General features: G+C 65.6%; 13 protein-coding genes. 6 read left to right on the top strand and 7 right to left on the bottom strand.

Annotation, left to right across the window (positions count from 1 at the left end):
* Position 1: 1 nt before the first annotated feature.
* The 3 genes from VF643_RS06310 to VF643_RS06300 are packed head-to-tail and all read right to left on the bottom strand — an operon-like array spanning position 2 to position 4,049.
* Entirely contained in the window at positions 2–2,167 is a 2,166-nt protein-coding gene (locus VF643_RS06310; protein ID WP_331042522.1) for an RNA degradosome polyphosphate kinase, read from the bottom strand.
* Entirely contained in the window at positions 2,164–2,790 is a 627-nt protein-coding gene (locus tag VF643_RS06305) for an HdaA/DnaA family protein (RefSeq protein WP_331042521.1), read from the bottom strand. Before VF643_RS06305 ends, VF643_RS06310 begins: the two co-directional genes overlap by 4 nt.
* Positions 2,787–4,049 carry a heavy-metal-associated domain-containing protein gene (locus VF643_RS06300; RefSeq protein WP_331042520.1) on the bottom strand — a complete coding sequence of 421 codons (1,263 nt, stop codon included), beginning with the start codon at positions 4,047–4,049 and terminating at the stop codon, positions 2,787–2,789. The genes VF643_RS06305 and VF643_RS06300 overlap by 4 nt, the downstream gene beginning before the upstream one ends.
* Before the next feature lie 65 nt (positions 4,050–4,114).
* Here VF643_RS06300 and purM point away from each other — a divergent pair, with 65 nt between their 5' ends.
* The 4 genes from purM (at position 4,115) to VF643_RS06280 (ending at position 6,714) form a co-directional block, all read left to right on the top strand.
* Positions 4,115–5,206 carry a phosphoribosylformylglycinamidine cyclo-ligase gene (gene purM / locus VF643_RS06295; RefSeq protein WP_331042519.1) on the top strand — a complete coding sequence of 364 codons (1,092 nt, stop codon included), beginning with the start codon at positions 4,115–4,117 and terminating at the stop codon, positions 5,204–5,206.
* Complete coding sequence (purN, locus tag VF643_RS06290; RefSeq protein ID WP_331042518.1) at positions 5,199–5,759, top strand: phosphoribosylglycinamide formyltransferase; 561 nt, start codon at positions 5,199–5,201, stop codon at positions 5,757–5,759. The genes purM and purN overlap by 8 nt, the downstream gene beginning before the upstream one ends.
* On the top strand, positions 5,756–6,112 hold the full coding sequence (locus VF643_RS06285) for an MmcQ/YjbR family DNA-binding protein (RefSeq protein ID WP_331042517.1): 357 nt from the start codon (positions 5,756–5,758) through the stop codon (positions 6,110–6,112). The genes purN and VF643_RS06285 overlap by 4 nt, the downstream gene beginning before the upstream one ends.
* A gap of 77 nt (positions 6,113–6,189) precedes the next feature.
* A complete protein-coding gene (locus VF643_RS06280) occupies positions 6,190–6,714 on the top strand; it encodes a hypothetical protein (RefSeq protein WP_331042516.1) in 525 nt (174 codons plus the stop codon).
* Here VF643_RS06280 and VF643_RS06275 read toward each other — a convergent pair.
* The 4 genes from VF643_RS06275 to VF643_RS06260 form a co-directional block, all read right to left on the bottom strand.
* Positions 6,711–7,232, bottom strand: coding sequence for a GNAT family N-acetyltransferase (locus VF643_RS06275; RefSeq protein WP_331042515.1), 522 nt, complete (start codon positions 7,230–7,232; stop codon positions 6,711–6,713). The two genes, VF643_RS06280 and VF643_RS06275, sit on opposite strands and share 4 nt — an antisense overlap.
* Positions 7,232–7,654: a nucleoside-diphosphate kinase gene (ndk, locus tag VF643_RS06270; protein ID WP_331042558.1), complete on the bottom strand. Its 423-nt coding sequence runs from the start codon at positions 7,652–7,654 to the stop codon at positions 7,232–7,234. The genes VF643_RS06275 and ndk overlap by 1 nt, the downstream gene beginning before the upstream one ends.
* A gap of 80 nt (positions 7,655–7,734) precedes the next feature.
* Positions 7,735–8,175, bottom strand: a complete 441-nt coding sequence (locus VF643_RS06265; protein WP_331042514.1) for a DNA polymerase III subunit chi — start codon at positions 8,173–8,175, stop codon at positions 7,735–7,737.
* A 6-nt stretch (positions 8,176–8,181) separates the two neighbouring features.
* Complete coding sequence (locus VF643_RS06260; RefSeq protein WP_331042513.1) at positions 8,182–9,654, bottom strand: leucyl aminopeptidase; 1,473 nt, start codon at positions 9,652–9,654, stop codon at positions 8,182–8,184.
* A gap of 177 nt (positions 9,655–9,831) precedes the next feature.
* Here VF643_RS06260 and VF643_RS06255 point away from each other — a divergent pair, with 177 nt between their 5' ends.
* Both VF643_RS06255 and VF643_RS06250 read left to right on the top strand, forming a co-directional pair.
* Positions 9,832–12,057, top strand: a complete 2,226-nt coding sequence (locus VF643_RS06255; RefSeq protein WP_331042557.1) for an LPS-assembly protein LptD — start codon at positions 9,832–9,834, stop codon at positions 12,055–12,057.
* 75 nt (positions 12,058–12,132) lie between these two features.
* Positions 12,133–13,479, top strand: coding sequence for a peptidylprolyl isomerase (locus VF643_RS06250; RefSeq protein WP_331042512.1), 1,347 nt, complete (start codon positions 12,133–12,135; stop codon positions 13,477–13,479).

The following is a 13,479-nucleotide window of genomic DNA, read 5'->3' as shown; positions in this document are numbered from 1 at the left end:
GTTAATGCCCGCGCCGCAGCGACAGCGTCGGCACGATATCCGCGCCGTCCTGCGCCGCGCCGCGCCCCGACAGCGACGGGTTGGTCATGAAATACCGATGCAGGTTGAATGGCTTGTCGCCGGGATCTTCGCGCGCATAGGTGCCATCCGCCATCAATTCCCAGCTTTGTTCGGTGTCGATGAGGTTGGCGACCATGACCTGATCGAGGATCTGGTCGTGGACGGTCGGGTTTTCGATCGGGAGCATGTATTCCACGCGTCGGTCGAAGTTTCGCGGCATCCAGTCGGCCGACGATATGAACAATTGCGCGCCGTCGTTGGGCAGCGCCTTGCCGTTGCCGAACGCCCAGATGCGGCTGTGCTCCAGGAAGCGGCCGACGATCGACTTGACGCGGATGTTGCTCGACATGCCGGGCACGCCGGGACGCAGGCAGCATATGCCGCGGATGATGAGGTCGACGACGACCCCCGCCTCGCTCGCCTCGTACAATTTCTCGATGACGGAAGGATCGACGAGACTGTTCATCTTCGCCCAGACCGCCGCGGGGCAGCCCGCGCGGGCGTTGGCGATCTCGACGTCGATCAGCCCGACCAGCCGCGCGCGCAAATCGTGCGGGCTGAGGATCACCGATTTCATCGCGACGGGTTCGACATAGCCGGTGATGTAGTTGAACATCTGCGACGCGTCGGAGCCGATCTGGCGGTCGGCGGTGAAGAAGCTGAGGTCGGTGTAGATCTTGGCGGTGATGGGGTGGTAATTGCCGGTGCCGAAGTGGCAATAGGTGCGAAACTGGCCGCCCTCTCGCCGAACTACCAGCGACACCTTGGCATGCGTCTTCCAGTCGATGAAGCCGTATACGACCTGCACCCCTGCCCGCTCCAGCGCCGAGGCCCAGACGATATTCTGCTCCTCGTCGAACCGCGCCTTGAGTTCAACGACCGCGGTAACCGACTTGCCGGCCTCGGCCGCGGCGATCAGGGCGTTGATGACCGCCGGCTGCTTGCCCGCACGGTAAAGGGTCTGCTTGATCGCCACTACGTCCGGGTCCGCAGCGGCTTGCTTCAAAAAGGCCAGGACGACGTCGAACGTCTCATAGGGATGGTGGACGACGATGTCCTTGGACCGGATCGCTGCGAAGCAATCCCCGCCGAACTCGCGGATGCGTTCGGGAAAACGGGGCGTGAATGGTGGAAACTTCAGGTCGGGGCGTTCGGCATCGACGATCGCTTCGAGATCGTTGATGCCCAAAAGGTTACCGCTTTCGGTGATGATCGCGTCGGTGCCGCCCAGTTCCTCCTTGAGGACCGCGGCCAAAGCGTCGGGCATGCCCGTTTCGAGTTCCAAGCGGATCACGCGGCCGCGGCGGCGTCGCTTGATGGCGTTGGCGAAATAGCGGACGAGATCTTCGGCTTCTTCCTCGATCTCTATATCGCTGTCACGCAACACGCGGAAAGTCGCCGCGCCGTGGACGACGTAGCCCGGAAAGAGCAACGGCGCGAACCGCTTGAGCACCGATTCAACCGCGACGAAGCGGTCCTCCACCCCCGGCAGGCGAACGAAGCGCGGCATCGCGGCAGGCAGCATCACCAATTCGCGGATCGGTTCCTCGTCGGACACGCGGACGAGATCGAAGATCACCGACATGCCCTTGTTCGGGATGAACGGAAATGGATGCGCAGGGTCGAGCGCCTGCGGCGTCAGGATCGGGAATATCTGTTCACGGAAATGGCCTTCGAGCCATTCTTCGGTCGCGCCATCAATCGAGTCGCGGCGCAGCACATGCAGGCCGGCGCCGTCGAGCAGCACACGCAGGTCGCCCCAGACCGCCTGCTGGCTTTCCATCAACCGATCGGCCTCGGCGATGATCGCGCCGAGTTGCTGCACCGTCGTCAGGCCATCGACGGACCGGCGATCGACGTCCTGCGCCTGCTGCCCTTTCAGCCCCGCCACGCGCACCATGAAAAATTCGTCGAGATTCGAGCCGGAGATCGACAGGAAGCGCAGGCGTTCGAGCAGCGGGTGCGCGGGGTTGCACGCCTCCTCCATCACCCGCCGGTTAAACGCGAGCCATGACAGCTCCCGGTTGAAATACCGGCCGTCGCTCGCGCCAGCATAGGGTTCGTCGTCGTCCTGGTCGAGCCGGGCGATATGGGCGGGGCGGGTCATGTATCCTCGCTGGGCCGGGCGGGCGATATGATGCCGGCGTCGACCAAGGTGATGCGTGCAAAGGGAATGGACAGACGCTTGCGCCGTTCCATCGCTTCCTGATCCAGAGCATCGACCGCGCGCATGACAGCCACATGACTGCGCTCGATACGGGCGGCCAGCCATTCGATCAGGTCGTTGCGCGCATCGAGTGCACGGCGGTCGAACAGGCGGCCGAGAAGCTGCGGCATCAGCGCGTCGTCGGGCGGCTGGATCGCGGCACGCGCGCTGGCAGCGAGGCGCGAACGCAGGTCTGGCAACTTGACCGGCCAGGTCGGCGGTTCGGCTTCGGCGACGATCAGCAGGGGGCGGCGGGTTTCCTGCGCCTGGTTCCAGGCGTGGAAGACGTCAGCTTCCGCCAACCGATCGGCATCATCCAGGATCGTGCCGCCGCTCTTGGCTGCGAAGATGCGCGCCAGCAGGCTGCGGCCGGATTTGCGCGGGCCGGTCAGCAATGCGGCCCGCGTCGGCCAGGTCGCCCAATGCTCCAGCGTGTGGACGGCTGCGGCATTCGACTCCGAGACGAGGAACGCATCGGCCCGCGGGTCCGGGGGCCATGCGAGCGGGAGGGCCATCTGGCTCATGGAACGGCCGTTCCGTCCGCGGGAAGATCGGGCGGGAGAAGAGCCGCCGCTCGGCGGATGCGCACCGTCTGGCCGCGGCCGAACACCTGATAGCCGCGTGCCTCCAGGCTGCTGCGGAATTGTGCCGGATCGCCATCGAAGATGACGCGCATGATCGATACGCCACCGAGTGCCAGGCTGGTGGTCTGTGCCGAGCGGACGCCAGGAACCGCGCGCATGGCCGCCTCGGTCCCCGAAATCGCAGATGCGGCGGGGGTATCGAACTGCACTGTGACGGGTATGCCCTGCCCCGCCGCGGTGGTGCTCGCGAGATCGGCCAGGATCGCGTCGATGTCGCCGTCGCCCGGAACGGGTTCGTCGACGGGTTTCGCAGTTTCCGGGGATGGCGGCGGCTGAAGCGTGGGATCGGGTTCCAGCAAGCCTTCGCGCAGCGCGCGCTGGTACAAAGCGTCGATGCGCTTCACGCCCGCGTCGAGCAGTTGCGGCACACCGGCCGCGTTGCCCACCCGCAGCGTGAAGCTGCCGATCATACGATTGTCCGGACCATGCCGCGCGGTAAACGCGCCGATCACCGGTCCGCCGGGCCATTGTCGGTACAGTCGAACACCGGGGATCAAAATATCCGACGCGCCATATTGGTCGATGATCGTCCGCCACCAGCCGCGACCCGGACGCGTGGTCTGGCCGAAATTCAGCAGGAGCGCATCGGCTCCCGATCCGGACGGCCGCACATAGTCGATGATGCTGTTGCCGGTGCGAAAGCGCGCCCAGGCCGCCTGCCAGTCGCTGCGCTGTTCGAAGGTTTGCGCCACGCCGCCCGACATTTGCACGGGAAGTATCAACATGGCCGGCGAACGCGCCGCATAAGCCGAGATACCCAGCAGAGCCCCCGCGCGGCGGCGGTCGAACAGAACACCCAATTTCCCCAAATACCGCGTCGGGCCGATATGTTCGCGCTCGACAACGATCCCGGAGACGAGCCCGTCCAGCGTGCCGTCCGATACGGCGCGCCCGCCGGCGCCGAGCCGCTGCGACAATTGCGTCCAGGCGCGGCGCTGCGCCAGCCGCCAGCCGCCGAGCCGGGCCGCATCGGCGGTCTTGGCGGAGACATCGACGGTGACGCCCGAGACTTCATAGGCGCCCGAACTGTCGATCGGCGCGACGCCGCGCGCACCGCCGTCGATCTGCGCGACGAGCGAAGCGGTGCCGAGCGCGAGGACGAGCACGGCGGCCAGGGCAGGAAGAGGACGGATATGCATCACGTTCGCGCCTTTTGGCGAAGGCGGCGTGGAAATCCAAGCGGCATGTCGGTAATGGCGAGAGTATGGCCCAGAACGAACCTTATACCTACGCCGAGTCCGGCGTGTCGATCGCCGCCGGAAACGCGCTGGTGCGTGCGATCGGCCCACTCGCCAAAGCCACCCGCAGGGCGGGCGCGGACGCCGAACTGGGTGGGTTCGGCGGGTTGTTCGATCTGAAGGCTGCGGGCTTTTCCGATCCGCTGCTGGTGGCGGCTAACGACGGCGTCGGCACCAAGCTGAAGCTGGCGATCGAATGGGACCGGCACGAGGGCGTCGGCATCGATCTGGTCGCCATGTGCGCCAATGACCTGATCGTGCAAGGCGCCGAGCCGCTGTTCTTCCTCGATTATTACGCCACCGCCAAGCTCGACGCCGGCGTTGCCGAGCGGGTCGTCGCTTCGATCGCCGAGGGCTGCCTGCAAGCGGGCTGCGCGTTGATCGGTGGCGAAACTGCTGAGATGCCTGGGATGTATGCCGAGGGCGACTACGACCTTGCGGGCTTCTGCGTCGGCGCGGTCGAGCGCAACCAGGTGCTGACCGGGCGTGAGATCACCGCCGGGGACGTGATCCTGGGTCTTGCCTCATCGGGCGTCCATTCCAACGGCTTTTCGCTCGTCCGCCGACTGGCAGCGGATCGCGGGTGGAAGCTGGATCGTCCCGCCCTGTTCGATCAGGATCGCCTGCTGATCGACCATCTGATGGCGCCCACCCGCATCTACGTTAAAAGCCTGTTGCCGTTGCTGCGTGCAGGGTCGATCAAGGGCCTCGCGCACATCACCGGCGGCGGTTTGCTGGAAAATGTTCCGCGGGTGCTGCCGGCCGATGCGCATGCCGCGATCGACGCCGACGCCTGGGAACAGCCGCGGTTGATGGCCTTTCTTCAAGCACAAGGCGCGATCGAGCCGGAGGAGATGGCGCGGACCTTCAATTGCGGGGTCGGCATGGCGGTCGTGGTTGCCGCCGAAGCCGCCGACACAGTCGCTGGCGCACTGGCGGCTGCGGGTGAGACAGTGCTCCGGATCGGCGTCATCGAACGCGGTTCGCGTGGATGCACGGTGCGCGGATCGGCGGAAACGTGGAGCGCGCGCGCCGACTGGACAGCGACGCATGCCTGACAAGCAGCGGGTCGCGATTCTGATCTCGGGCCGCGGATCGAACATGATGGCACTGGTGGAGATGGCCGAAGCATATGAGGTCGTGCTGGTGGCGTCCGACAAGCCCGATGCTGCGGGCGTGGCCTGGGCAGAGGCGCGTGGACTGCGGACGTTCGCGCTCTCGCCACGTGGGATTGGCAAGGTGGCTTACGAGGCGGCGCTCGATGCCGCGCTCCGCGCCGCGGGAACGAAAACGATCGCTTTGGCGGGGTATATGCGGCTGCTTTCTGACGATTTCGTAGCCAAGTGGCGGGGGCGGATCGTCAACATCCATCCTTCCCTGCTGCCCAAGTACAAGGGCCTGGACACGCATGCGCGCGCCATCGCAGCCGGCGACGCGGTGGCCGGATGCTCGGTCCATGTCGTGACGGAGGAACTTGACGGCGGCACGGTTCTGGGCCGAGCCGAAGTACCGATCCTGCCGGGCGACGATGCGGATGCGCTGGCGGCGCGGGTCTTGATCGCCGAACATGCGTTGTACCCGCGCATATTAGCGGAGTTCGTGCAGCGATGACCATTCTGGACCGCATCCGCGAAACCGCACTGGCGTTACCGGAAGCCGAGGAGCGGGTGAGCCACGGCCAGCCGACGTTTTTCGTAGGGAGCAAGCAATTCGCGCAGGTCCGTGACAATCATCATGGCGACGGGCTGATCGTGGTCTGCGTTCGTACCGTGGGACCGGACGAGCAGGCGATGCTGATGGAGGCGGCGCCGCAGACGTATTCCAGACCCGCCTATCTCGGGCCTGCTGGTTGGGTGTCGATGAACCTGAGCGACGATCCCGATTGGGCGCTGATCGACGATCGCATCGCGCGCAGCTGGGAACTCGCGGCGCCGGCCCGGCTACTGGAGGCTGGCGGCCGATGAGCGAGACTCCGGCGGATCGCCATGAAGCGGCCGCTACCCGGCGGAGGTGGGTAACGCTTGCGGAAGTCGTCGCGGTCATGGGTTTGCTCATCGGCGCAGCGACGCTGTGGAACAGCTGGTCGGAACGGCGCGACGCGGCGCAGGTGCGCGAGGACGCGCAACGCACCGGGCGTGAGGCAGCCGCATCGGAGCGCCGCCGGATTGGATTGATCGCAACCGATGAGGGAGGCGCAAGTCTCGCGTTCAAGGGCGTCGCTTGCGCGTTGCAAGTGACTACCATCACCTTCCCGCCAGCGTTGCACCTGGCGGATCGATCGACGGTGACGGTGCACGAAATGGAGGCCGACTGGTTGGCCGACCCGCTGCTGAAGCTGACCGATGGTGGTGCCGATACGCGTCAAGGCCGCCTTCCCGTGCTGATCGACAGTGATTGCCAGGACGAACGCGGCGCCAGATCGGAACGTGCGATCTATGATCTTATCTGGCGGACCCACCCCAGGCCACTTCGCGGCCGGGCTCTGGAGATCCGTGGCATGGTATTGCGCGAGGGCGGCGGAACTCCCGCGCGGCTCGATGCGCTGTGGGCGCGCGCGAAGCCCTAGACAGTGCGTGCGAGGATGAAGTCGTCATTGACGGTGTTACCCACGATGAACTTGCGCTCTCCGATCGCGGCAAAGCCCTGACGCTCGTAGAATGCGTGGGCGCGCAGGTTCAGCTTGTTCATGCCGAGCAGGACGCGAGTAGCGCCGCAGTTGCGCGCGTCCTCTATAGCGCGGACGATCAGCGCCCACCCCAGGCCTGCGCCATATGTCGTCGCCAACGCGTAAATGCGGCGCAACTCTCGATCGCCTGGTTCGAGCGAGATGGGCAGGTCTGGGAGCGTCAGCAAGCTAAAGCCTATGGGTGCGCTGCCCCGAGGATGTTCCGCGATGGTCAGCACGCTGCCCGCATCTTCGGCCCAGACGGCATAGGCTTCAACCGAGTTCTTGACGGCGCAATGCGCGACGATATCGGCCGCGGGCAACATGCCGGCATAGGTCTCGAGGAACGTGGCATTTGCGACCAGTGCGACAGCGGCGGCGTCGGCGGCTGCCGCACGCCGCAACTGCCAGCCGGTCATCAGCCGACGATCTCGTCTGGCTGGAAGAAATATGCGATCTCGATCTCGGCATTTTCATCTGAATCCGATCCGTGAACCGAATTGGCCTCGATCGATTCGGCCAGTTCCTTGCGGATCGTGCCCGCGTCGGCATTGGCCGGGTTGGTGGCACCCATGACGTCGCGGTTGCGCTGCATCGCGTTTTCGCCCTCCAGAACCTGAACGACGACCGGCCCCGAAATCATGAAGCTGACGAGGTCGTTGAAGAACGGCCGCTCGCGGTGGACGCCGTAGAAGCCCTCGGCCTGTTCGCGGGTCATCTGGATGCGCTTGGATGCGACGACGCGCAGGCCGGCTTCCTCCAGCATCTTGGTGACCGCACCGGTCAGGTTGCGGCGCGTGGCGTCGGGCTTGATGATCGAAAAAGTACGGTTCGCGGCCATGACGGTCACGGGCTCCTGTCTGCTCGAGGGGGTTTTCGGGAAGTGGCGGTCCCCTAGTCGCGAGGGGCCGTAGATGCAAGCTAGGCTGCCTGCGTCCACTTACCGTGATCGTCCTGCTTCCAATAGCGGCGTTCCACCTGTTCGCGGCCGGCAAGTGCCTTCCATGCCGCACGAGCGGGAACGATCGCCTGTTCGTCAAATAGGTGGAACGCGCGGTCGAACGCGAGCGCCTCGTCGCGCCACAGGCCGTCGGCAATCAGGATGTTGCCCGCGCCATTGGCGGCTACGGCCTCGGCGGCGATGAGGATGGGCTGAGCCGCATCATCTTCGTCACCGGCCTGGGCGTGTGGCAGGAAGCTGTCGGGTGCGCATATCCATAGCAATTTGTCGATTTGCGCACGTTGCGCGCCCTCCCCCGCCACCACCAGAAGGCGCGCGCCGATCCTGAGCACCTTTTCTGCCAGCATCGGCAGGACGCGGTCGATCGGTGAGGCGGTCAAATGATAGAAGTCGACCTGCACGCCCCCTCAACCCTCGCAATGATCCGCGACGAAGCGGTCGAGCAGGCGGACACCGTAACCTGTCGCACCCTTGTCGTGATGGCTGCCCGGCTTGTCGGACCAGACCATTCCCGCAATGTCGAGATGCGCCCACTTCACGCCTTCATCCACGAAGCGCTTGATGAACTGCGCCGCAGTGATCGAGCCCGCGCCCTTGCCACCGATGTTCTTCATGTCGGCAATGGGGCTGTCGATCATCTTGTCGTAAGTTTCCGACAGCGGGAAGCGCCACAATTTGTCCCCGCTTGCCAAGCTGGATGCAAGCAACTGCTCCGCCAGGGCTTCATCATTGGCGAACAGGCCACCATATTCGTTGCCAAGGCTGACGATCATCGCGCCCGTCAGCGTCGCCAGATCGACGATCGTCTTGGGGCGGAAAGTCTTTTGCGTCCAGGTGATCGCGTCTGCCAAAACCAGCCGGCCCTCGGCATCGGTATTGAGGATCTCGATCGTCTGGCCGCTCATCGACGTGACCACGTCACCGGGGCGCGATGCGGCGCCGTCGGGCATGTTCTCGACCAGGCCGCAGACGCCAACCACGTTGGCCTTCGCCTTGCGCCCCGCGATTGCCTTCATCGCGCCGACGACGGCGCCCGCACCACCCATGTCCCACTTCATGTCTTCCATGCCGGGTCCAGGCTTCAGCGAGATGCCGCCGGTGTCGAAGGTGACGCCTTTGCCTACGAACGCGATGTCCGGATCGCCCTCTCCCGCCCCGCGCCACATCAGCGCCAGCACCCGCGCTTCACGTACCGAGCCGAGGCTGACCGCGAGCAGCGAACCCATGCCGAGGTCGCGCATCTGCGCCTCGTCCAGCACCGTGATTTCCAGACCAAGGCCCGCGACGTCCTGCGTCACGCGTTCGACGAAGGTCTCGGGATAGAGAATGTTGGGCGGTTCGGCCACGAGGCTGCGGGTGAGCGCCATGCCATCGGTAAGCGCAGACTGCGCCGCCCAAGCCGTATCGGTGCCTGACGGCGCGCCCGCGATCGTGATGGTGGCCAGCGTCGGCTTCTGCGCATCGGCAAGCCTGGTGCGATAGATGTCGTGTCGCCAGGCGCGTTGCGCAGCGGTCCCGGCGAATCTGGCGATCGCGCGCGACGAGGGTGCGACACCCAGCGCGGAGAGATCGACGGTGACTTCGGTCACCCCCGAGGTCAGCAGCCTGGCTGTCAGCGCACCGCCCGCCTTTTCCCAATCGACGTCGGCACCGCTGCCGATGCCGACGAGCAGCACTTGGCGAAAGCCGCCGCCGTGAGCCACGAACAGTTCGACGATTGCGCCGGCATCGCCGGTGAAGCGTGCAGCGGCAGCAGCAGCGCTCGCCTGCGCAGCGGCGTCGATCACGCCCCACCGCACACGCGGCAGGCCATCCTTCTCGACAGGCAGGACGAGAATGGCGGCATCGGTGCCGGCTTCCGGGCGAAAGGCGATATGCATGGGAAAAGCGGGCTTTCGGATCAGTTGTGAATTGGCTGTATGCCCCTCGGGCGATCAAGCCAAGCACGACGATTGCCGTGCCGCCTTTCGGATGCGATAGGCGGCGTTCGTGGCGTCCGGCTTGGCGGCGGGCGCGCCGGATGGGATATTCGTATCATCGTGTCGCGTTTCCACCTGATGGCCGGTTGTGCGCTGGCGCTGTCCGCCGCCCCGGCCCTCGCGCAGGATCTTCAGGACCGTGCGGTGCAACCACCGCCGCCGTCCAGCGAGCCTGCTCCGCCGCCCGCCGCCGACGGAGCCGATCAGGTACAGTTCAGCGCAGGCGCGCTGGAATATGATACCAACGCCGACATCGTCACCGCGATCGGCGACGTCAGAATGGCGCGCGAAGGCGAGCGGCTGCGTGGCGACAAGGTCGTGTGGAACCGCAGGACGGGGCGCGTAGTCGCAACGGGCAATGTCGCCGTGACGAATCCCGAAGGCGACATCGCCTATGGCGATTCGATCGACTTAAGCGACAGTTTGAAAGACGGCGTGGTCGCCAACATGCTGATCGTGCTGGAACAGGGCGGCCGACTAGCGGCCGACCGCGGGCGGCGCGAGTCGGACGGCACGGTCGCACTGGATCACGCCGCGTACACGCCCTGCGCCGTGGTGACGTCGGCGGGGTGCCCCAAGGAACCGACCTGGAAGATCACGGCGGTGCGCGTGACCTACCGGCCGGATCGCAAGCGGGTATATTACGCCGGAGGGCGGATCGAACTATTCGGCTTGCCGACGATCCCCCTGCCGAAATTCTCCCACCCGATCGGCGACGGGAGCGACAGTGGGCTTCTGAGCCCGGACGTGCGCTATGGCCGGGTCAACGGATTTTCGGTCGCGGTGCCGTATTACTGGCGGTTGGCGCCCGATAAGGGGCTGACGATCACGCCGCGGGTCTATTCCGCAGCGCTGCCGATGGTGCAGGGACAATATCAGCAGTTGACCTCGATCGGCGCGGTGAGCATCACCGGCTATGCCACGTCCAGCCGGCGCAGCGACGATCTGTCGACGACCACCGTGGCCGCGACCGAAAAGGCGTTCCGCGGGTATCTGGACGGGATCGGGCGATTCCAATTCACTCCCGAGTGGAGCCTATCCACCTCGCTGAGGCTGGTCACCGACCGCACGTTCCTAAGGCGCTACGACATCTCGCGTGATGACCGGTTGCGCACCACGCTGTCACTTCAGCATATCGACGCGGACAGTTATCTGGCGATCAACGGCTGGGCCGTGCAGACCCTGAGGGTGAACGACCTGCAAGGCTTGCAGCCCATCGCCTTTCCGGAGATCGACTATCGCCGCCGGCTGGTCGATCCGCTGATCGGCGGGCAGGTGCAATTGCAGGTCAACACGCTCGCGATCGGCCGCGCCGCAGGACAGGATACGCAGCGTGCGTTTGCCAGCGCGCAATGGGATCTGCGCCGGGTGACCCGCTGGGGCCAGGAACTGACGCTGACCGCGTTCGCGCGCGGCGACCTGTACCACTCCTCCGACCTGCTCACGAGCCCGGCGATCTACAGCGGCGAAGGCGGATTTCAGAACCGGGCCATCGCGGCCGTCGCCGCCGATCTCAAATGGCCGCTGATTGGCTCTTTCCTGGGCGGCACGCAGCGGTTGACCCCGCGCCTGCAGATCGTCGCCGCACCGCGGGTGCGCAATTTCTCGATCCCCAACGAGGACTCACGATCGGTCGATCTCGACGATTCCAATCTGTTCGCGCTCAATCGCTTTCCCGGTTACGATCGGTTCGAGGATTCCACGCGCGCGACCTACGGCGCGCAATGGGCGATCGACTTGCCGGGGCTGACCTTCGAGACGGTCATCGGCCAGAGCTATCGGCTCGATAGACGGGCGACCATCCTGTACCCCGGCACCGGACTCGCCGATCGCTTTTCCGACATCACGGGGCGCAGCGAGTTGCGCATCCGCGACGTCACCTCGATCGTCCACCGCTACCGGCTCGACAAGGATGGCTTCGCGGTGCGGCGCAACGAGGTGGATGCGACGATCGGCTCGCGCTCGACCTATCTGCTGCTGGGTTACCTGCGACTGAACCGCGACATCTTCCCGGCGATCGAGGATTTGCAGGACCGCGAGGAAGCCCGCGTGGCGGGCCGGGTGCAGTTCGCGCGCTTCTGGTCGGCCTTCGCCTCGGCGGTCGTCGATCTGACCGACCGGCGTGAGGATTCGCTGTCGCTTTCGGATGGGTTCGATCCCGTGCGACACAGGCTGGGCGTGCAATATGAGGACGATTGCCTGCGCCTGGGGGTGACGTGGCGGCGCGACTATCAGGATACCGGCGACGCGCGCGGCGGCAACAGCTTCCTCTTGACGCTGGCGTTCACCAACCTCGGTCGCTAAGCCGCGGTTCAGTTATTCTGCGGCAGGTGCGCCATATCGGGCAAGCATCTTTCCCGAGACGACGAAGGTACAGGCGTGACGAAGCAGATGTTCTTGGGGCGCGCGGCGGGGTTCGCGCTGGCGGCGGTCCTGGCGGGTGGCGCGATCGCGCAGACGGTGCCGGACGGCCAGGTGCCCGAAACGGGCGGGCTCGACATCCCGGCCAATCTGCAGATCTTCGGCAAGGTCGATCCCAACGTCCGCAAGGCGACGGCGATCGTCAACGGCGCGGTCATCACCGGCACTGACGTCGACCAGCGCGTATCGCTGATCGCGGTGGCGAACGGCGCGACGTTGACCGCCGAGGAGCGTGAGCGGCTGAAGGTTCAGGTGTTGCGCCAGCTGATCGACGAGACGCTGCAGATCCAGGAAGCGCGCACCAACGACATCACGGTCACGCCCGAGGAGATCACCCGCAGTTTCGCCGGTGTCGCGCAGCGACTGGGCCAGCCGGCAAACGGACTGGCCGCCTATCTTCGCAAGGCGGGAACCTCCGATCGTTCGCTTCGGCGTCAGATCGAAGGCGAATTGGCGTGGACGCGCTATCTGCGCCGCCGAGTGGAACCGTTCGTCAACGTCGGTGACGAGGAGGTCAACGCGATCCTGGAGCGGGTCAAGGCCTCGCAGGGGACGGAGGAGTTCGCGCTGAAGGAAATCTATACCGAGGAAGGCGCCGATGCGCAGGCATCGCTCGCCAGCGCGCGCGCGATCATGGCCGAAGTGCAGAAGGGCCAGCAGCCGTTCGAATATTATGCGCGCCAGTTCTCGGTCGCCTCGACGCGCGGGGTGGGCGGAGACCTGGGATGGGTGCGTGCGGCGCAGCTCCCCGATGCCCTCGCCGCGACGGCGCAAGGGATGCAGATCGGTCAGGTCGCAGGACCGATCCAGATTCCGGGCGGCTATTCGATCCTCTATCTCACCGACAAGCGGCGGATCGGATCGGCTGATCCACGCGATTCACGGCTGAGTTTGAAGCAGCTGACCGTCCGTTTTCCGCCGAACACCAGCCAGACGGACGCGGCGGCACGCGCCGCCGCGTTCGGCAAGGCTTTGCAGACCGTCCGTGGTTGCGGCACGGTGGCCAGGATCGCGGCGACCGTCAACGCCGAGGTCGTCGACAATGACACGATCCGTATCCGCGATCTGCCGCCGCAACTCCAGGAAATCATGTTGAAGCTTCAAGTGGGCGAGGCGAGCCCGCCGTTCGGTTCCGCTACCGAGGGGGTGCGCGGTCTGGTGCTGTGCGGCATCGACGCGCCGCAGGGGGCCGCAATTCCACGCGCCGACCAGGTGCAGGGCCAGTTGGAGCAGCAGCGGGTGAACCTGCGCGCGCAACAGAAGCTGCGCGACCTTCGCCGCGATGCGATCGTCGAATATCGCTGA

The organism is Sphingomonas sp., assembly GCF_036387595.1.
Classification (GTDB): Bacteria; Pseudomonadota; Alphaproteobacteria; order Sphingomonadales; family Sphingomonadaceae; genus Sphingomonas.
This window is presented reverse-complemented; position numbering and strand designations above follow the sequence as displayed.

What these genes read in the sequence shown, in the direction of transcription:
- VF643_RS06310 (WP_331042522.1), bottom strand. Translation starts at nt 2,167, where the DNA reads ATGACCCGCCCCGCCCATATCGCCCGGCTCGACCAGGACGACGACGAA.
- VF643_RS06305 (WP_331042521.1), bottom strand. Translation starts at nt 2,790, where the DNA reads ATGAGCCAGATGGCCCTCCCGCTCGCATGGCCCCCGGACCCGCGGGCC.
- VF643_RS06300 (WP_331042520.1), bottom strand. Translation starts at nt 4,049, where the DNA reads ATGCATATCCGTCCTCTTCCTGCCCTGGCCGCCGTGCTCGTCCTCGCG.
- purM (WP_331042519.1), top strand. Translation starts at nt 4,115, where the DNA reads ATGGCCCAGAACGAACCTTATACCTACGCCGAGTCCGGCGTGTCGATC.
- purN (WP_331042518.1), top strand. Translation starts at nt 5,199, where the DNA reads ATGCCTGACAAGCAGCGGGTCGCGATTCTGATCTCGGGCCGCGGATCG.
- VF643_RS06285 (WP_331042517.1), top strand. Translation starts at nt 5,756, where the DNA reads ATGACCATTCTGGACCGCATCCGCGAAACCGCACTGGCGTTACCGGAA.
- VF643_RS06280 (WP_331042516.1), top strand. Translation starts at nt 6,190, where the DNA reads ATGGGTTTGCTCATCGGCGCAGCGACGCTGTGGAACAGCTGGTCGGAA.
- VF643_RS06275 (WP_331042515.1), bottom strand. Translation starts at nt 7,232, where the DNA reads ATGACCGGCTGGCAGTTGCGGCGTGCGGCAGCCGCCGACGCCGCCGCT.
- ndk (WP_331042558.1), bottom strand. Translation starts at nt 7,654, where the DNA reads ATGGCCGCGAACCGTACTTTTTCGATCATCAAGCCCGACGCCACGCGC.
- VF643_RS06260 (WP_331042513.1), bottom strand. Translation starts at nt 9,654, where the DNA reads ATGCATATCGCCTTTCGCCCGGAAGCCGGCACCGATGCCGCCATTCTC.
- VF643_RS06255 (WP_331042557.1), top strand. Translation starts at nt 9,832, where the DNA reads ATGGCCGGTTGTGCGCTGGCGCTGTCCGCCGCCCCGGCCCTCGCGCAG.